General features: G+C 70.7%; 15 protein-coding genes and 2 pseudogenes. 11 read left to right on the top strand and 6 right to left on the bottom strand.

The annotated features are described in order from the left end of the window. Positions 1-131 precede the first annotated feature (131 nt). Positions 132-767, bottom strand: coding sequence for a TetR/AcrR family transcriptional regulator (locus ACNPQM_RS16145; RefSeq protein WP_358859408.1), 636 nt, complete (start codon positions 765-767; stop codon positions 132-134). Positions 768-858: 91 nt separating this feature from the next. On the opposite strand from ACNPQM_RS16145, the gene ACNPQM_RS16140 reads away from it, so the two are divergent. Next, positions 859-2,295: an amidase gene (locus ACNPQM_RS16140; RefSeq protein ID WP_418084528.1), complete on the top strand. Its 1,437-nt coding sequence runs from the start codon at positions 859-861 to the stop codon at positions 2,293-2,295. 475 nt (positions 2,296-2,770) lie between these two features. Here ACNPQM_RS16140 and ACNPQM_RS16135 read toward each other — a convergent pair whose 3' ends face one another. Then, positions 2,771-3,517 (bottom strand): DUF4232 domain-containing protein, encoded by a 747-nt coding sequence (locus ACNPQM_RS16135; protein WP_418084527.1) that lies wholly within the window; start codon positions 3,515-3,517, stop codon positions 2,771-2,773. A gap of 213 nt (positions 3,518-3,730) precedes the next feature. Between ACNPQM_RS16135 and ACNPQM_RS16130 the strand changes: the two genes are divergently transcribed. Then, a complete protein-coding gene (locus ACNPQM_RS16130) occupies positions 3,731-4,336 on the top strand; it encodes a DUF6191 domain-containing protein (protein WP_418084526.1) in 606 nt (201 codons plus the stop codon). 83 nt (positions 4,337-4,419) lie between these two features. Here ACNPQM_RS16130 and ACNPQM_RS16125 read toward each other — a convergent pair whose 3' ends face one another. Together ACNPQM_RS16125 and ACNPQM_RS16120 are read right to left on the bottom strand one after the other, a co-directional pair. Further along, complete coding sequence (locus tag ACNPQM_RS16125; protein ID WP_418084525.1) at positions 4,420-5,214, bottom strand: class I SAM-dependent methyltransferase; 795 nt, start codon at positions 5,212-5,214, stop codon at positions 4,420-4,422. A gap of 261 nt (positions 5,215-5,475) precedes the next feature. Then, positions 5,476-6,696 carry an Ig-like domain-containing protein gene (locus ACNPQM_RS16120; RefSeq protein WP_418084524.1) on the bottom strand — a complete coding sequence of 407 codons (1,221 nt, stop codon included), beginning with the start codon at positions 6,694-6,696 and terminating at the stop codon, positions 5,476-5,478. A 226-nt stretch (positions 6,697-6,922) separates the two neighbouring features. Here ACNPQM_RS16120 and ACNPQM_RS16115 point away from each other — a divergent pair, with 226 nt between their 5' ends. From ACNPQM_RS16115 to ggt, 7 genes are all read left to right on the top strand, one after another. Further along, a complete protein-coding gene (locus ACNPQM_RS16115) occupies positions 6,923-8,095 on the top strand; it encodes a lipid II:glycine glycyltransferase FemX (protein ID WP_418084523.1) in 1,173 nt (390 codons plus the stop codon). Then, positions 8,092-9,780 (top strand): murein biosynthesis integral membrane protein MurJ, encoded by a 1,689-nt coding sequence (murJ, locus tag ACNPQM_RS16110; RefSeq protein WP_418084522.1) that lies wholly within the window; start codon positions 8,092-8,094, stop codon positions 9,778-9,780. The genes ACNPQM_RS16115 and murJ overlap by 4 nt, the downstream gene beginning before the upstream one ends. 102 nt (positions 9,781-9,882) lie before the next feature. After that, the gene (locus tag ACNPQM_RS16105) at positions 9,883-10,566 is read left to right on the top strand and encodes a response regulator transcription factor (RefSeq protein ID WP_358859401.1); all 684 of its coding nucleotides are present in this window, start codon (positions 9,883-9,885) and stop codon (positions 10,564-10,566) included. Then, positions 10,563-11,999, top strand: coding sequence for an ATP-binding protein (locus ACNPQM_RS16100; RefSeq protein ID WP_418084521.1), 1,437 nt, complete (start codon positions 10,563-10,565; stop codon positions 11,997-11,999). Before ACNPQM_RS16105 ends, ACNPQM_RS16100 begins: the two co-directional genes overlap by 4 nt. A gap of 173 nt (positions 12,000-12,172) precedes the next feature. Further along, positions 12,173-12,700 (top strand): hypothetical protein, encoded by a 528-nt coding sequence (locus ACNPQM_RS16095; protein ID WP_418084520.1) that lies wholly within the window; start codon positions 12,173-12,175, stop codon positions 12,698-12,700. A 355-nt stretch (positions 12,701-13,055) separates the two neighbouring features. Continuing rightward, on the top strand, positions 13,056-14,909 hold the full coding sequence (locus ACNPQM_RS16090) for a serine/threonine-protein kinase (protein ID WP_418084519.1): 1,854 nt from the start codon (positions 13,056-13,058) through the stop codon (positions 14,907-14,909). 160 nt (positions 14,910-15,069) lie between these two features. Beyond that, positions 15,070-16,872: a gamma-glutamyltransferase gene (gene ggt, locus ACNPQM_RS16085; protein ID WP_418084518.1), complete on the top strand. Its 1,803-nt coding sequence runs from the start codon at positions 15,070-15,072 to the stop codon at positions 16,870-16,872. A gap of 165 nt (positions 16,873-17,037) precedes the next feature. On the opposite strand, the pseudogene ACNPQM_RS16080 reads toward ggt, so the two are convergent. Further along, positions 17,038-17,535: pseudogene (locus ACNPQM_RS16080) on the bottom strand (M24 family metallopeptidase); the annotation flags it as partial. On the opposite strand from ACNPQM_RS16080, the pseudogene ACNPQM_RS16075 reads away from it, so the two are divergent. Further along, positions 17,536-17,667: pseudogene (locus tag ACNPQM_RS16075) on the top strand (XRE family transcriptional regulator); the annotation flags it as partial. It abuts the pseudogene before it with no gap. A gap of 22 nt (positions 17,668-17,689) precedes the next feature. Here the strand turns inward: ACNPQM_RS16075 and ACNPQM_RS16070 are convergent. Beyond that, positions 17,690-18,334, bottom strand: coding sequence for an NAD(P)-dependent oxidoreductase (locus ACNPQM_RS16070; RefSeq protein ID WP_358859396.1), 645 nt, complete (start codon positions 18,332-18,334; stop codon positions 17,690-17,692). A gap of 132 nt (positions 18,335-18,466) precedes the next feature. Here ACNPQM_RS16070 and ACNPQM_RS16065 point away from each other — a divergent pair, with 132 nt between their 5' ends. Continuing rightward, the gene (locus tag ACNPQM_RS16065) at positions 18,467-18,847 is read left to right on the top strand and encodes a winged helix-turn-helix transcriptional regulator (RefSeq protein ID WP_418084517.1); all 381 of its coding nucleotides are present in this window, start codon (positions 18,467-18,469) and stop codon (positions 18,845-18,847) included. The last annotated feature ends 8 nt before the right edge of the window (positions 18,848-18,855 follow it).

Genomic DNA, 18,855 nt, shown 5'->3' with positions numbered 1-18,855 from the left:
GAACGCCGCCGCCCACTCGCCCCGGCACGCCGCGGCGGGCAGACGGCACTCCGCCTGGCCCCCATGGCCATTCGCCCCTGGGGGCCGCCCCGGCCGACGTGGCACGGGCCGCGCGATGAGCACCGTGAATATCAGACGGCCTTCCGCGGGCCGGTGGTGTGGAGGCGCGCCCAGAGGCCGACCAGATGCGCGTGCAGGACGTCTTCGGCCTCCTCTGCGGTCAGGTGGCCTATGAGTACGTGGCTGGTGAGGCCGTCGGTGAGGGCGAGCAGGGTGCGAGCCTCGCGCTGCGGGTCGGGCGGCGCAGCGCCGCCGTCGGCCGGGACGCTCTCGGTGGCCTCCGTGATGAGGCGGGCGAGGAGGTCCTCGAGGGCCGCGTAGCTGGTTCTCAGCGGGCCGGCGAGCGGCTCGCTGACGGCGGCCTGGGCGACGAACGCGAGCCAGACCCGTGCTTCGGCGCGGTGTTCTTCGCGGAGCAGGGCGATCTCGGTGGCCGTGTCGCCCAGGGCGGTGGCGGCCGACTGGGCCGGGCTCCGGGCCAGTCGGGCCCGCGCGCGTTCGGTGATGCGCTCGCCGACGTAGTCGACGGCGAACAGGAGCATCTCCTCCTTGCCGCGGAAGCAGCGCTGAACCGCACCCAGGGAGACCTGCGCGCGGGCGGCGACGTCGCGCATGGTCACCCCCTCCGGTCCGTGTTCGTCGACGAGGAGGCAGACGGCCTCGGCGATCTGACGGCGTCGGCCTTCGTAGTCCACCTGCTTGGGCATGGCTGCCTCCTTATTCCGATACAAGCGTATCGCTTCCGGGGTACTGTTCCGGCACAAGTACGTCGACACGTGGATGGGGAGCACAAGGATCATGCAGGACGCGCTGTGGAAGCTGCCGGCCGCCGCCCAGGCAAAGGCCGTCCGAGACGGAGAGATATCCGCGGCCGAACTGGTCGACAGCCACCTGGAACGCATCAGCGAGGTCAACCCGCAGGTCAACGCCGTCACCCAGCTGCTGGCCGAACGCGCCCGTGCGGCCGCAGCGCAGACGGACCGGCGGCGGGCCTCCGGCGAAGAGCTCGGGCCGCTGGCCGGCGTGCCGTTCACGGTGAAGGAGTCCACCGCCATCGAAGGCGTGCCGACCACATTCGGAACGCCGCGCTTCCGCGACCTGGTGGCATCCGCCGACGCGCCGCCGGTGGCCCGGCTCCGTGCGGCCGGAGCCATTCCCATCGGCCACAGCAACATGCCCACCCTGATCCTGGCGGGGATGCACACCCGCAGCGAGTTGTTCGGCGACACGGTCAACCCCTGGGACCCGAACCGGACCCCAGGGGGCACCAGCGGTGGCGACGGGGTGGCTGTGGCCACCGGCATGGCTGCTCTCGGGCTCGGCAACGACTCGGGCGGATCGGTACGGATCCCGGCTTCGTTCTGCGGCGTGGCCGGGCTGAAGCCGACCGCCGGGCGGTTCCCCGCCGACCACCGCGTAATCGGCCCCGACGACCCTGGACCGGCCTCGCAGATGCTGGTCACCGACGGGCCCCTGGCCCGCAGGGTCGCCGACCTGCGACTGGCATACGAGGTACTGGCCGGGACCGACCCGCGGGACCCGCGTGCCGTACCGGTGCCCGTCCACGGCGAGCCGCTGGCGGGGCCGATGAAGGTCGCAGTCGTCGCCGACCCCGGCGGTCACGGTGTCCACCCCACGGTCCGCGATGCCGTTGCCGCCGCGGCCGACGCGCTGCGAGACGCCGGATACGACGTGCGGGAGGTAGCGGATGTTCCGCGGCTGGACGAGGCACTCCAGGCGTACCGCCGGATCACTGCGACCGAATTCGCCCCGACGTGGCCAGTGGTGCGCACACTGCTCGGCGAAGGCGGAGACCACTACATCGAGATGGCGATGGAGAAGACTCCGCCCGTGACCGCCGCGGAGTTCATGAAGCTGATGGGAGCCTGGCTGGGCATCCGCCGTTCCTGGGCGGAGTTCCTCGACGAGTACCCGCTGCTGCTCGGACCGGTGTTCACCGAGCCGCCTGTCGAGCCGGGGCTGGAGTCGCGCGACCGCGAGGGACATGACCGGGTCGGCGCGGGCATGCGCCTGTGCACGGTGACCAGCTTCGTGGGCGTGCCCGGCGTCGCCGTACCGACCGGAGTGGCCGACGGGCTGCCGTCCGGCGTGCAGATCATCGGGCGCGCGTTCCGGGAGGACCTGTGCCTGACCGCCGCCCAGGAGGTCGAGGACCGCCTCGGCGTGCTGACCCCGATCGACCCGCGTTCTGAAGTCCCGACTGCCGCACGGTAGGCGGCGCTACCGCACCGAGCAGCAAGCTGGTCAGGACCGGCCGGGCGGCCACGAGAGGCAAGCACCGGCGGAGTCCTGACCGCACAACCTCCTTGCCGGCCGGCCGCATCGACTCGCGAGTGTCGGCAGACGACCCGTCTGCCGACACTGGGGGGCGCGATCACGAACCCGCAGGCGGCAGTGTCGGCAACTCGCGTGGGAATCAACGTCGATGAAGGGTCCGGCCGATGGGTTCCGGCACATGCTCGTCGGCTACTGCCGCACATCGACGGCCGACCAGCACTCGGATCATCAGGTGAACCGCCTCACCCCCGCCCGGGTCCGCCGGGGGTTTCGCAACGTCCGCGCTACAGCAGCCCGCCCGGCAAGCGCGCCGAAACCGTCCCAACCAGGCCCCGGACGACCACGCGCCCGCGAGCGTCCGCAGCATGCGGGGATGCACGCCGCAGGCGGGGCTGGCTGGTGTGGGGCGCGTTCAGGACTGTGTGTCGGCCCGGGTCATGGAACTGACCGCGTCCGCGATCGTGTTCCTGTACAGGCCGAGCTTGGGCTTCAGTACCTTAGCGCCGGAGCCGAGCGGGAAGTTGAGCGTGTCCGCGTTGGGCATATGGTCGCCGTCGGCCAGCACATTCATCTCGTCGATCTTTGGCACGGTTCCGGTGGCCGCGCCGCTCGGATTGAGGTCGATCACCGCGTAGGCGGTGCGTCCGGCCCGGACCGGGTATGCGGGTGCCCCACCGAGGCCGCTGGGGATCAGCGGCCGGACATCGTGGCTGTGGTCCGCGGACTTCGAGTTGCCCAGGCTGACCCGTGGGTAGTAGCTCAGGCCGCAGGTGTTCGCGCCGACGTTGCGCACCTTGATCACCCGCTGGGTGGGAGCACCGGCCCGGCGGGTCACGTGTAGCGACAGCTTCTGCATCTCGCACGCGTGCAGGTAGGCGGCACTGTCACTGTTGGCGTTGCCGCCGGCCGCCTTCGCGCTGCCGGCGTTCACGGTGACGGCGTTCGTGATGCCGGTGTTCTGCACGGCGTCGCTGGTCTTCACCGACCCGGTGGACCGCGAGGACCCCGCCGAAGCCGCAGCGGCTACAGAACTGTCCACCGAGCCCGCGGCCTTCGTGCCGATCCCCTCCCCACCGCAGGCGGTCGAAGCCAGAGCGAGTACCGCAGTGGCGGCGGCGCCGATGACGGTGGCGTGGTGACGGTTGTGGAACGTACGCATGAGGATCCCCTGAGTGTGACAGCACGACAAAGACATGGGACCTGCGGACGCACCGCCCGTGCCTGTGGATCCGGATGCCCGCTGTGCCATGATCCGCCGCGTCCCGAGCCGCGGCCGCGAGGCACGGGTCGCGCCTGCCCGACTTCGCACCGACGGAGCAGCCATGGGCGTGGGGACGGCGGCGCCAGTGGTTGCTGTGGTCGTGCTGGTTCAATGAGCGGCGTCCGGCCGGGCCGTACTCCGAACGAGCTACTGGCGGCGGCCGGAGCCCTGGGCAAGCCTCCGCGGCGGGGAGCTTGCCCAGGGTCACCATCGGCTTTTCGCGCGACTTTTGATCTCACTCCCGCCCGGACGAGAGCAGCAGCGCACGGTAGCCGTCGTTCTCCAGACTGCGAGGTGTCTCATGAGACAGGGGCGGCTGAGCCGCCTCTCCTTCCCGAATTCCCGGACGGCTCTATGCTGCTGCCGAAAACATGCTGCCCGGTCGTCAGCAGACTGCCGGCAGGAAACCTCGGCGCCCAGAGGAGAGAGCCCTTGCTGCTTGTGGCCGGCAGCGTCGTCATCGCCTTGTGGTTGGTCCTCTTCATGTGGGTCGGCTGGCGTCGGCGCAAGCGTGGCGGCGGCGGAGCATCAACCGCTGAGGCGTGGAGTGAGCTCTTCCATCCATCACAGCGACATGTCCAGCAGGAGCGGGAACGGCAACTCGTTTTCCGAGACGACGCCGAATCCGGTGCACCGCCGAGCTCCGTTGACCTCGACTCGGGCAAGGCGGTTATCCGTCCGATGCGGAGCCCCACGAGCAGGCACGACGCACCCTGAGGGCTGTCCCGTCATCCCTGGCGGGCGCACGACGACAGCTGCGGCACCTCGCTGCCAGGACAGGCGGCCGGCGAGCGTGGCGATCACGGGGCAGGTTTGCCGGCACGGACCATGACGTAGCCCATTTTGTCCCGGCACAGGCCGAGGATCAGCGGATAGGCCGAGTCCAGTTGCGTGGCGACGTCGGTACCCAGGAGTTCCTCGATCTGCTGGCGACGTGCCGCGAAGATCTGGGGGATCAGGTGGTAGGTGGGTGTGAAGTCGCCGGTCCTGTCGCGTACACGGTCGATGGTGAAGCCGGCCTGCCGGGCGAGGGCCGGGTAGTCGGCGAGGGCGCCGGGCAGGCGGGCGAGCGCGAAGCCTGCGCGGAACAGCGCCACGTCCTGGTCGGTGAACGGGACGTGCTCGAAGCAGTCCGCGAGGACGAGCCGGCCACCGGGACGCAGGACGCGCTTGGCCTCGTGCAGAGCACGGGGGCGGTTGGCGAAGTGGGCGAACGACTCGATCGCCCACACGGCGTCGAACGACGCGTCCTCGAACGGCAGGTTCATCGCGTCGGCCTGCAGGAACTCGGTGCGGTCGGCGACGCCGGTGCGGGCGGCGCGGTCACGGGCCTGCTCGACCTGGGAGCTGCTGGCGGTGATACCGAGGACCTGCCCGCCGGAGGCGTGGGCCAGACGCACCGTGGGCCGTCCGGTGCCGCAGCCCACGTCCAGCGCCCGCTGCCCGGGCCCGAGGGCGAGCTCGTCGATCAGTTCGTCGGTCCACCGGTCTTGCGCCGCTGTCAGCTCCTGCCACGCCTCGTCCGCCGACAGCGTCCGCCCGGGCTTCGGGCGCACCCCGTCGTCCCACATGCCCAGGTGCATGCTGTCACCCATTGTCAGGCTGTACAGACCCCCCAAGCGGTCGTACCACGCTCCGACCTCCTGCACGGAAGGCCCCTGATCCGCTGCCTGCTCCATGACGTCCTTCCTGCCCGGACCGGTCCGGGCCGATACGCCGCGCCCGGCTCCTTTTGCCGTGCGTCCTTCAGCGTGCGGGGCCGGTGAACCTGTGGGGAAGGGCGCGTGGGGCGGAGCTCGGCGCACCTCGGTGCGCCCCCACACCACAGCGCGCCGGGGACCGGGGCGGGAAAGGGATCAGTGGAGCGCGCTCTTCGCCTGCCAGTCGGACCAGGACACATTCCACGCCCCGTAGCCGTTGCCCTCCGCGACCGTCCCCTTGGCGTCCGCGCCGGTGATCTCGAACGGGTCGCCGACCTGGGCCTCCTTGTACAGCTCCGCGGCGTTCGCATTGCTCATTCCCACGCAGCCGGAACTGTGGTTGGCGACGCCGAAGTACGCGGCGTTCCACGGCGCGGCATGGGCGTACATCCCCGACCAGGTCAGCCGCATCGACGAGTCGACCATCTTGTCGTACGCATCGCCCAGACCGACCGTCTCGGAGCGCATGTTGATGGTGCCCTCCTTCGCCATCAGTACGGCCGTGCCCCGCCAGGACGCCTTCTGGCCGCCCGGGGTGCCCGCCGACATGGGCACGTCCATGACCGTCCTCCCGTCCCGGTGCAGCGCCAGCCGGTGACGGTCGAGGTCGACCTTGACCACCTGGTTGCGGCCGATGGTGAAGGTCGTCCGGTAGTCGCGCACGAACCAGCCGCCGGCCGTTCCGGAGTCGATGCCGTTGAGATCGGCGTCGAGCGTGACGCGGGTACCGGGCTTCCAGTAATCCTTGGGCCGCCAGTCGACGCGTTCCTTGCCGGAGTGGTCCTGCAGCCATCCCCAGGAACCCTCGGTGTTGTTCGACGTGGACACCCGGAGTGCCTTCTCGACCGCCGCTTTGTCCTTCACCGGGTTGTCGAAGACGATCGACAGCGGCTGGGCGATGCCGACCGTGGTGTTCTTGCCGGGGGCGAGCGTCAGCTTGTTGACCTTGTCGGCCTCGGCTGTCGAGAAGCCGGCGTGGTCCGTGCCACCCCTGGTGTCCGTCGCCTCGACGCTGTACTCGGTGCCGGGCGCGGCGACCCGGTCCGAGGTCCAGCTGCGGCCGTCGCCGGATATCCGGCCGGTGAGCGCGTCGCCCTCGGCGGCGGTCACCTTCACCGTCTTCAGCTTTCCGTCGGCCAGCGTCACCTTCACCGGCTTGCCCGCGGTGGCGCTGGTGCCCTGGAGGTTCACCGAGATCCTGGTGTCCGGAGCCCGAGAGGCCCCGGCGGCGTGATGGGAACCGGTCTCCGATGCGGCAGCGCCGCCGGAGCAGGCGGTCAGGGTGGTGCCGAGCACCGCAGTTCCGGCTATCAGGGTGAGCCGGGCCGGTCGGGCCAGGGGGGCGGTACGGCGTATGCGCCGGCGTGCAGAGGACAACGAAAAACCTCCAGGGCTGTGCTTCTCACCGGTGGAGAGGCATTCACCAGACTTTAGGTTCCTCGAATCCCTGACGAGTCATGAATTCCGTTGTGTGACAAGGAATGGAGCGCAACGGTCATCGTCCCGTCACATGTGCCGCTCGGACCCGTCATGGACCGCTGTGAGCATCCTGTGCAGCCCCGCCGAGCCGAATGAAGGGGCGGGACCAGGGAGGGCCACGGACATGTCAGCGCTGCTCGCGACCGGTGACCGAAGAGGTGAACAGGGGATGCGGATACGCAGCCTCACCGCAGCCGAGCACCGGACGAGTGTGACCACGCGGCCGGGGGCGAGCTTTCTGCAATATCCGTCCTGGGCCGGAGTGAAGGACCAATGGACGTCGGAAATGGTCGGATGGCACGGCGACGACGGCAAATTGGCCGGCAGTGCGCTGGTCCTCTACCGGCAATTCCCGGGCACCCGTAAATACTTTGCCTATCTGCCGGAAGGGCCGGTGGCCGACTGGGCCGATCCGGAGATCGACCGCTGGCTGCGGCCGTTGATGGCGCATCTGCGGAAGGCGGGCGCCTTCGCCGTACGGATGGGGCCGTCACCGGCGTACCGGCGCTGGGACACCGCCCGGCTCAAGGCGGCCACCGGGCCGGGCCGGAAGGTCCGTGATGTGCTGGCGGCCGAGGTGGACCCGCTCGGCACCGCCGTCGCCGACCGGCTCCGGGCGCGCGGCTGGCGGCGGTGCGGCGGGGACGGCGACGCCGGCAACGAGGCCGACGCGCAGCCGCGCTACGTCTTCCAGGTGCCGCTCGCCGGACGCAGTGCTGACGATCTGTGGGCGGGGCTCAGCCAGGAGTGGCGTCGCAACATCCGCAAGGCGGAGAAGTCGGGTGTCCGGATCGTCGTCGGTGGCGCGGCGGAGCTGCCGGAGTTCCACCGGCTTCTGCGGATCACCGAGGAGCGCGACGGCTTCCGGCTCGGCCGCTCCCTCGCTTACTTCCAGCGTCAGTACGCCGTGCTCAACGCCGAGCAGCCCGGCCGGATGCAGCTCTATCTCGCCGTCCACGAGGGCGAGATCCTTGCCGCGCACACTATGATCAGCGCCGGGCGGCGGGTCTGGTACCAGACGGGCGCGTCCGCTGACCACCGGCGCGAGGTACGCCCCAGCAACGCCCTCCAGTGGCGGATGATGCTCGATGCGCACGCCCTCGGCGCCCAGCTGTACGACATGCGCGGGGTACCCTCCACCCTTGACCCCGACGACCGCTCCTTCGGACTGCTGCGCTGGAAGCTCGGCACCGGTGGGCAGGTCGTCGAGACTCTCGGGGAGTGGGAGACATCGGTGGGCGGAGCCGCCAACAACACGCTGTACAGGGCGTTCCAGGCATACCTGGCCCGCCGGTGACCGCCGCGCGGACGACCGGAACGGTCGTGCAGGAGGGGCCGGAGGGACGGCAGAAGCCGGGCTCGGTGCTGCGCAGCGGCGCCGTCATGGCCGCGGGTTCGGTCGTCTCGCGGGCGACCGGGTTCATACGCTCGGCGGTTGTCGTCGCCGCCCTCGGCACCGGACTCACGGCCGACGGCTACACGGTCGCCAACACCGTCCCGAACATCCTCTACATGCTCCTGATCGGCGGAGCCCTCAACGCCGTGTTCGTCCCGGAGCTGGTGCGGGCCGCCAGGGAACACAGCGACGGCGGGGCAGCGTACACCGACCGGCTGCTCACCGTCTGCACGGTCGGCCTCGTCGCCCTCACCGCGCTCGCGGTCGTCGGCGCCCCGCTGATCGTCGGCACCTACACGGATTACTCCGGGGAGCAGGCGGAGCTCACGATCGCGCTGGCCCGCTACTGCCTGCCGCAGATCCTCTTCTACGGGCTCTTCACCCTCCTCGGCCAAGTACTCAACGCCCGGAACCGGTTCGGCGCCATGATGTGGACCCCCGTCCTCAACAACGTGGTCATCATTGCGGTGTTCGGGCTCTATCTGGTGGTCGCATCTGGTTCCGGTGGGGAGTTGACCGCCACCCACGCCCGGCTGCTGGGCTGGGGGACGACCGCCGGGATAGTCGTGCAGACGCTGGCCCTGGTGCCCGCGCTCCGCGCCGCGAAGTTCCGCTGGCGGCCCCGGTTCGACTGGCGGGGGAGCGGTCTGACCCGCCCGCTGCGGTCGGCCGGATGGCTTGTCATGCTGGTACTGGCGAACCAGGGCGCCTACTGGGTGGTGACCCGGCTCTCCACCATCACCGGACAGCACGCCGTCGAGCAGGGGGTGGTCGGCGGCGCGGGCTACACCGCGTACAGCTACGCCTTTCAGCTGTGGGTGGTGCCGCAGGGCATCGTGACCGTCTCGCTCGTCACGGCGCTGATGCCGCGGATGAGCCGGGCGGCGGCCGACGGCGACCTCGTGGGGGTGCGCCGCGATGTCTCATACGCACTGCGGACCACGGCCGCGGTGGTGGTGCCCGCAGCGGGTGTGTTTTTCGCGCTGGCGCCGTGGGTGATGGGGGCCGTGTTCGGATACGGCCGGACCGGCGACGCCGATATCACGGTGATGGCGGGGATGATGATGGCGTTCGCGCCGGGGCTCATCGCGTACTCCGGGCAGTACGTGCTGTCCCGTGGGTTCTACGCGATGAGCGACACCCGCACGCCGTTCTTCCTGAACCTGGTGATCGCGGCACTCAACGCCGGTCTGTCGGCGCTCGCCTATCTGATGCTGCCTGCGCGATGGGCGGTGACGGGGATGGCGGGGGCGTACTCGGTGGCGCTCTTCGCGGGGTTCGCGGTAACCGGGTATGTGCTGCATCGCAGGGTGTCTCAAGGCGCCGGGGGGCCGAGGTCGGTGCTGTGGCGCTCGGCCGGGCTGTGGGCGCATGCGCGGCTGGTGGTGGCGTGTGTGCCGGCGGGGGCGCTGGCGTACGGGGTGGCCCGGGCGTGCGACGGATTCGGGGACTTCGCGGCCGCGGGGGCGGGTACGGCAGCGCTGCTGGCAGTGGTGGGGGTGTTGGCCCGGCCGCTGCGGTTGAGCGAGGTCAGCGCGATGCTGGGTGCGGGGCGTGCGCGGATCCGCGGGGCCGGGGGCCGGTGAGCGGGTGCCGCTCGCGTCCGGCCGACGATCCGTTCTCCCTGGCCGGACGGGCGTGATGAGGTGCTGGACAGGTTCGATCATGATCGTTGGGATACTGGTGCCATGCCGCGTGTGCTCCTGATCGAGGACGACCCCTCCGTGCGGGAAGGGGTCGAGCTCGGGCTGCGTCGGCGCGGGCATGAACTCCGGGCCGTGGAGAGCGGGGAGGCGGGACTGGGTGCGCTGGCGGAGTTCCGGCCCGATCTCGTCCTGCTGGATCTGATGCTGCCCGGCATGAACGGCGTCCAGGTCTGCCGTCGCATAAGGGAGTCCAGCCAACTGCCGATCATCATGCTCACGGCGCGCGGTGACGACTTCGACGTGGTCGTCGGGCTGGAGGCCGGGGCCGATGACTACATCGTCAAACCCGCCCGTACCGAGGTGATCGAGGCCAGGATCCGGGCCGTGCTGCGACGGCTCGCCGAGCCGGCCGGGCGCAGCGGCATCGAGTTCCACGGCGAACTCGCCGTCGATCGCGCCGGGCTGTCCGTCGCCAAGGCGGGGGAGCGCCTTCTGCTCGCCCCCTCCGAACTGAAGCTGCTGCTGTACCTGTCGGCCTCGCCCGAGCAGGTCTTCAGCAGGCAGCAACTCCTCGAATACGTGTGGGAGCACAGCTACCACGGCGATGCGCGACTCGTCGATGCCTGTGTGCGGCGGCTGCGGCAGAAGATCGAGGACGTGGCGGGCAGCCCCCGCTACATCCAGACGGTCCGTGGCTTCGGCTACCGATTCGGGCCGCTCGCATGAGACTTCTCGCCGCCCGGTTCGGCCTGCGTATCCGTCTCATATCCGCTTTTCTGCTGGTCGCGGCGATCAGCGCGGCCACCACCGCGACCCTGACCTACCGCGAGGCCCGGTCCGCGATCCTTCAGCAGGCGCAGGACACGGCGGTCGCCCAGTTCCGGGACCGGATCACTGCACAGGCGGTGTCCCTGCCGTTCGACGCGACCCGGCTGCGGACGATGTGCCAGACCCTCGCCCGCGAGGGCAAGCCGCACACCTGGATCGTCTTCGCCGAATACGCGGACCTGAAGGTCTCGTCCTCGGACCGGCCCGTCTCCAACGTGATCACAAGCGAACTGCGCGATGCGGCCCGGAACACCGCGCACGCCTCGTTCCAGCGGGTCGTCAAGGACGGTAAACCCTGGCTGACGATCGGGATGCCCGTGATGTTCGACCGGGGCCAGGGGCGTCAGCCCACCGGGCTCGTCCTCTACGCCGTGATGCCGCTCGTCCCTGAGGAGGCCAATGTCAGCGCCATGGTCACCGCGGCCCGCGACGGCGCCCTGCCCGCCCTCCTCATCGCGCTGGTGCCCGCACTGCTCGCCGCCCGAAGTGTGCTGCGCCCGGTACGTGATCTGCGGCGGGCCGCCGCCGGTATCGGCCGCGGCGAGCTCGACACCCGTATCGAGGTGAAGGGTTCGGACGAACTCGCCGATCTGGCCTGGACGTTCAACGAATCGTCCACCAAGCTCCAGCAGTCCGTGGCGGAGCTCCGGCAGGCAGAGGAACGCGCCAGACGCTTCGCCTCCGACGTCTCGCACGAGATGCGCACCCCGCTCGCCGGGATGCTCGCCGTCACCGAGGTCCTGGACGAGGACGCCGCGCACCTGAACGCCGACACCGCGGCAGCCGTGCGGCTGATCAGCACGGAGACCGGGAAGCTGGCCACCCTGGTCGAGGACCTGATGGAGATCTCCCGCTTCGACGCGAAGGCCGCGGACCTTCATCCCGACGAGGTCGATGTCGCCGAGACGATCCGCAAGACCTTGCAGAGCAGACGGTGGGAAGACCGGGTTGACACCGAACTCCCGGAAGGCGTAAGGGCGGTGCTCGACCCGCGCCGCTTCGACGTGATCGTGGCCAACCTGGTCGGCAACGCGCTGCGGCACGGCGCCGAGCCCGTCTCCGTACGGCTGTGGACCGAGCGGCGGGACGGAAGGGACCAGCTGGTGACCGAGGTCGCGGACAGCGGCCCCGGGATCGACGCAGCCGTGCTGCCGCACATCTTCGACCGGTTCTACAAGGCCGACGCGGCACGTACCCGCTCGGCCGGGAGCGGACTCGGTCTGGCGATCACGCAGGAGAACGTACGGCTGCACGGTGGCACGGTCCGCGCCGCCGACAACCCGTCCGGTGGCGCGGTGTTCACCGTCGAGCTGCCACGGGAGGGGAAGTGAGCCGGCTGCTAGGGCGTGTTTCGAAAGTCCCGTCTGCCGGGCGGCGTCTGGCACGCACGCTCGCTGCATTGTCGGGCTCGCCCCGATGCGACCGGTATCGGGGCGACCCTTCGCCTTGCGATCGCACGCACCAGACGTCGCCCGGCCCGCCCTACGGGCGGACGACGCTCCTTTTGAAACACGCCCTAGCCCTGGTCGCGCTGATGACGTTCGCGCTGCTGGCGACCGGGTGCGGCATCCGGGCCTCGGACGTGGTCGAGGTCGGCGATCCGGCGACCGTGGAGGTGACCCCGGGGAGCCGGCAGGGCATGCTGCTGTACTTCATCTCCTCGTCATCCCCGGGCACGCTGCTGCCCGTCGTGCGGCAGACCGGCATACCGGTGCAGGGCGTGTCCTCGGGTACGGGGGATCTGACGAGCTGGGCGGGCAAGCCGCTCGTCCTGCTGTTCGGCGGCCCCTCCAGAGCGGAGATGAATGCCGGACTGGCGACCGAACTTCCCCCGAGTCATGGTGGGTTGAGCCTGACCTTGACTCGCAGCGGGGTGCTGGTCCGGCTGGACATCCCTGTCGCCGGACTTTCCGGACTCGCCCAGCAGCAGCTGATCTGCACGGCAGTCCACTCCGGCGTGCCCGACCCGGGTGCGGCGGTGACGCTGTCCGGCACCGACGGCTCCGTCGGGCCCACCCACTGCACCGTCTGACCGTCCGCGGGCGGACTCCGGGACGAGACCGTCGGGCCGGGTGCCCTCGGCCGGGGCCCGGAGCTGCCGTCCGGGCGAGCGGGCGTGCCGGGCGGTGCGACGGGGCAAGGCTTGCCGGGACAGCCCCTAAGGGCTGTCCCGTAATCCCTGGCGGGCGCACGACGGCAGCTACGGCAGCTAGCTGCGTTGTCGGAACGCCCGAATACGCCCAGTATGAGGACGCCCATCCGCCTTGCGATGCACCGCATCTGACGCCGCGCGCTGATCCACCAGGGATTACGGGACAGCCCTTAGCCTGCGCCAACGCGGCCGGATTTCGCCCGGCCGCATCCCTGTCGTGCGAGGATGCCGCACCATGCGACCACTGACTGACGAGGACCCGTCACATCTCGGCCCCTACTGGCTGCTCGGCCGGCTGGGGGCGGGAGGCATGGGGCGGGTCTATCTGGCGCGGCACCGTGACGAGACGGGCGACGGTCTGGTCGCGGTGAAGACGATCAGGGCAGAGATCGCCGAACACCCCACCTTCCGAGCCAGGTTCGCCCGTGAAGTGCGTGCGGCTCGTCGGGTCGGGCATGTGTGGACGGCGCCGGTCCTCGATGCGGACACCGCTGGGACTCCCCCGTGGATCGCCACCTCCTACATCGCTGGTCCCACCCTGCAAGCCGTGGTGGACGACGGTTTCGGCCCTCTGCCTTCGGCGTCCGCCCAGGTACTCGCCCATCGGATGGCTCTGGCCCTCACCGCCATCCATCGTGCGGGGATCGTCCACCGCGATCTCAAGCCGTCCAACGTGCTGCTCACCGCGGCGGGGCCAAGGGTCATCGACTTCGGTATCGCCCGCGCCCTGGAGGGGACCGACGCCGACACGCTCTCCTCGACCGGTGCCGGGCCGGGTTCCCCCCGTTACATGGCACCCGAGCAGGTGCGCGGCCAGCAGGTCACCACGGCCGGTGACGTGTTTTCACTCGGCTCCGTACTGGCGTACGCGGCGACCGGCCGGACCCCGTTCGGGGACGCGGAGTCCGGGATCCACGCCCTGCTCTTCCGCATCGCCTACGAGGAGCCGGACCTCACCGGGATTCCGGAGTCGGTGGCCGACCTGGTGAGGGACTGCCTGGCGAAGGATCCGGCGGAACGGCCGAGCACGATGCAGATCGCCGAGCGGACACGGACCGCCCCCGCAGGTGCGTGGCTGCCACCGTCCCTGCTGGCTCGGGTGCACCGGTTCGCGGCGGAGCCGGTCCCTGCCGTGGCCTCACGCGAGGAGGACCGCGCAGGCCCCGGCCCGGCGGTGCTCTCCGTCCACACGTCCGAGCCGGGCGCGAACTGGGACACGGGGCCGGAACCGGGCGTGGCGCACCTCTCCTCCCCGCCCGCCGAGGGCGCAAGCCGTACGGTCGCCACCCAGGAGCCCGCGCCGAAGCGCCGGCGCGGGCGCGTCGTGGCCGCCGTGCTGACCGCCGGGGTACTGGCGGCGGCTCCAGGTGCCTACGGCCTCTGGGGCGGGGACGGCTCTCCCCGGGAGCACACCCTCGACGCGGCCGGGCCGGGCACCGACTTCTCGGGTGCGTGGCTGACGGGGCACGGCGAGGACGCTCCCCTGTTCGTGATTCGCCTGGACATACCCCGGCGTGTCACCTCCGCGCACCGAGTCGACGTCGTGGCAGCCACAGGTGACGCCATCTGCCGGGGCAGCGCGGTGGCCACGTCCAGGAGTGAGAAGGCGCTGGTGCTCTCCGAGTTCACGATGGAGGCGGCCGGATCGGGCCCGGCGCGGACCTGCGGAGTGCCGCGCAGCATGCGCCTGGAAGCCGGGCCGGACGGCTCGATGGCCTGGGTGGAGGGCAGCACCTCGACCGACGTGGAGTACGTGGAGTCGGGAGCCGTGCAGGTGCCCGCCGTGATGCGCGGGGTCTGGCAGGACGGGAACGGACTGCGGATCACCTTCGTTGAAGGCGGACTCGGGTTGGTCTCGGTGACCGGTGAACTGGTCGCAGGCGGCCGTACGTGCCGCTGGGAGGCCGCCCTTCTCTCCTACGAGGACGGGGTGCTGCGGACGACCGGCGCTCAACCGGTCGTCCGCGCGCCGAAGTGTCAGGCGCCGCGGGGCACCTACGACTACCGACTGGCTGACCGGGACCCCAACGTCCTTGTGCGGTCGTCCTTCTCGGAGTCGCGCACCACCACCTTCCACCGTATGAGGTGAGGCGCCGTTCGCGGTGGTCGCCCGCGCTCCGGCCACCGGCTGACGCGGGCTGCCTGTCCGCGTCGAGGTGCACGAGTCTGAGATCCATGCTGACCACGGTCCTGACGAGACGTAGGAGGCGGAGTTACCCTGCGCGGACGATCCTTCACTGGAGGTGCGCATGCGACGTTCCGTCGCACGGAATGTGTCGTTGTTGGGTGTTCTCGCCGCTGTCGTCTCGGTCGGGGCGGCCGCACCGCCCTCGTCCGCACCGCCGATATCGCCGCCCCCCAAGTCGCCCGTCGCCGTGGGCTACGGCGGTGCCGTAGCGAGCGTCGACGCGGATGCCACGGCCGCCGGGATCGAGGTGCTCCGCAAGGGCGGCAACGCCGTGGACGCCGCCGTGGCGACCGCAGCCGCGCTCGGTGTGACGGAGCCGTACTCGTCGGGCCTGGGCGGGGGCGGCTACTTCGTCTACTACAACGCCAAGAAGCACACCGTGGAGACCGTCGACGGCCGCGAGACCGCGCCACGAAGCGCGGACTCCTCCCTCTTCCTGGAGGACGGCAAGCCCCTCGCCTTCGCGGACGCCGTCACCAGTGGTCTGGCCGTCGGCACGCCCGGCACCCCGGCCACCTGGGCCACCGCGCTCGACGCCTGGGGCAGCAAGCCACTGAGCGCGCTGCTGAAGCCGGCCGTGCGGCTCGCCAGGGACGGCTTCGTCGTCGACTCCACCTTCCGTTCGCAGACCGAGGGGAACCAGGCCCGGTTCGCCGACTTCCCGGACACCGCGAAGCTGTTCCTGCCGGGCGGGCAACTGCCCGTGGTCGGTTCCGTCTTCAAGAACCCCGACCTTGCGCGTACGTACGAGAAGGTGGGCCGCGACGGCATCGACGAGCTGTACCGCGGCGACCTGGCCGACGACGTCGTCCGGACCGTCCGCAACCCGCCCGTCGACCCGAAGGCGAGCCGGGTGGTGCGCCCCGGCGATCTCACCGCGAAGGACCTGCGCTCCTACCGTGCCCTGCGGCAGGCGCCGACCAAGGTCGGCTACCGGGGGCTCGACGTGTACGGCATGGCGCCGTCCTCGTCCGGTGGTACGAGCGTGGGCGAGGCGCTCAACATTCTTGAGAACACCGATCTTTCGCGGGCGAGCGAGTCCCAGTATCTGCACCGCTTCATCGAGGCGAGCCGGATCGCGTTCGCCGACCGCGGGCGGTGGGTCGGCGACCCGGCCTTCGAGGACGTACCGACGCGCGGACTGCTGAGCCAGCGGTTCGCCGACTCGAGGGAGTGCCTGATCAAGGACGACGCGGTGCTGACCAGCCCGCTCGCCCCCGGCGACCCGCGCCATCCTGCCGACTGTGCGAACCGTGGAACGGCCGCCCCGACGACGTACGAGGGGGAGAACACCACACATCTGACGGCCGCCGACAAGTGGGGCAACGTCGTCGCGTACACCCTGACCATCGAGCAGACCGGCGGCAGCGCCATCACGGTTCCGGGACGCGGTTATCTGCTCAACAACGAGCTGACGGACTTCTCGTTCGCGCCCGCCAACCCGGCGGTGCACGACCCGAATCTGCCCGGTCCGGGCAAGCGGCCGCGGTCGTCGATCTCGCCGACGATCGTGCTGAAGCACGGGCAGCCGGTACTGGCCCTGGGCTCGCCGGGCGGCGCGACGATCATCACCACGGTGCTGCAGTCACTCGTCGGCACGGTCGACCGCGGTCTTCCGCTCGCCGATGCGATCGCGGCGCCACGCGCCAGTCAGCGCAACTCGCCGACGACCGAGCTCGAACCCGCGCTGTGGAACAGTCCGCTGCGGACGGAACTGGAGTCGCTCGGCCATGCCTTCAAGCTGAACCCGGAGATCGGTGCGGCCACCGGTGTGCAGCGGCTGCCGGACGGGAGGTGGTTCGCGGCGGCGGAGAAGGTGCGGCGCGGCGGCGGGTCCGCCATGGTCGTGACGCCGAGCGACTGAATGTGACGGTCGGTCCCAGGTGATCCACGGGGCTGGGGCGTGTTTCGAAAGTCCCGCCTGCCGGGCGGGCGGACGACGCTACTTTCGAAACACGCCCTGGTCCAGGGCCGGATGGCGGCCATGGACCAGCCACGCGGCCGTGACGGGGGCATGGGTACGGGTTGTTCAGAGAGCGGTGAGGACGCTGGGTCCCTCGTCCGTGATCGCCACCGTGTGCTCGAAGTGCGCCGCCCGACTGCCGTCGGAGGTGCGCAGCGTCCAGCCGTCCCGGTCCGCACGGAACGCATCGTGCCCGCTGCCGATCAGCATCGGCTCGATCGCCAGCACCATTCCGTGCCGCAAAGGCATGCCGCGGCCCGGTCGTCCCTCGTTGGGGACGGACGGGTCCTCGTGCATGGAGCGGCCCACACCGTGGCCGCCGAACCCTTCCGGAATGCCGTATCCGGCGCTCCGGCAGACCGTTCCACTCGCGTGTGCGATGTCTCCGATCCGGTTGCCGACGACCGCCGCCGCGATCCCGGCGTCCAGTGCGGCGAACGCTGTGTCGATCAGCCGGGTGTCCGCGGGCCGGGCGCGGCCGACGGTGAAGCTGACGGCTGAATCGCCGGCCCAGCCGTTGAGCGTCGCGCCCGCGTCGATGCTCACGAGATCGCCGTCGTGCAGGAGACCGGCCGCGCCCCGACCCCCGCGTTCTTCACCGTTGCGGCACTGGCCGGCGCGCTCGGCCTCTCCATGGACGATCTGCTGATCCGCTGCGCCGGGGAACCGGACACGGCAGTCCGGCTGGCCGGGTAGCGCCGGGCGGCCCCGGGGCTGCTCAGTCGGCGACCGCCAGCTGAATGCGGTGGTGGCGCGGTGTGTCGATCTCGTCGAGCAGCGCGATCGCCAGGTCCGGGTGCGAGATGTGCCCGGTGCCGTCGAGCACCGTGCCCACCGCGCTGCGATATCCGCCGGTACGGGGACCCGCCGCGTCCAGGTCCATCGGCGGCACCACCATGACCCAGTCCAGCTCCTCACCCGCCGCGGTCAGGGTCTCGAACTCGGCGACATGGCCCTGCGAGAAGACCCGGTACGCCTCCGGGAAATCCGGCGCGTCCATCACCCGTACCTCTGGCGCGGTCTCCAGCGTCGACGCGATTCCGACGGCCACCAGTCGCCGCACCCCGGCCGAACCCAGTCCTGCGATCAGCGCCTGGGCCGCCGCGACGAAGTACTCCTCGGACGGGATGTCCAGCCGCGCCGACGCGTTGACCGCCGCGTCGTGGCCGGCAGCGATGGCCGACACCGACCCGGGATCGGTGGCGTCTCCCCGTACGACCTCGATGCCCGGACCGGCAAGGTCCCGATAGCGGGCCGGGTCGCGGACCACGGCCGTCACGGTGTGCCCGCGACGGACGGCCTCCGCGACCGCCGCGCGACCGACCCGGCCACCGGCCCCGAAGACGACGATCCTGCTGCTCATGGAAGTCCCCTGTTCTCTGCTGCTGCGTACGGTCTCTGCGGTGCTGGAGCGACGGTAGGACCTGCCCCCTCGGTTACTTCAAGGGAACTCGGTCACGGCCTCCCCGCGGGGGAGTGCGTTAGCGTCGGGAGGATGAGAGAACCTCTGGCCGCCGACCTGTTCAACGACCCGGACTGCGTGCAACCGGTCCAGCCGTTCCGGGTCGGCGACAAATGGACCGCCATGGTGCTGCGCTGCCTGCAGGACGGCCCGCGCCGTTTCTCGGAGCTGCGGGTGCCGCTGCACCGGGTCACTCCGAAGGTCCTCACCGAGACGCTGCGGGCCATGGAGCGGGACGGCTTCCTCACCCGCACCGTTCACGACGAGCGGCCGCCGCGGGTCGAGTACGAACTGACGGCGCTGGGCCGCTCCCTGCTCGGCCCGCTCGACATGGCCTGCGCGTGGACCCGGGAGCATCTTCCGGAGCTGGTGAGCGCGCGTGCGGCATACGTGTCCGGCAGACAGGAAGCGTAGGGTCACGC

Source organism: Streptomyces sp. NPDC056231, assembly GCF_048270745.1.
Lineage (GTDB): Bacteria > Actinomycetota > Actinomycetes > Streptomycetales > Streptomycetaceae > Streptomyces.
Note: the sequence above shows the minus strand (reverse complement) of the source record. Positions and strands in the feature narration are given on the sequence as shown.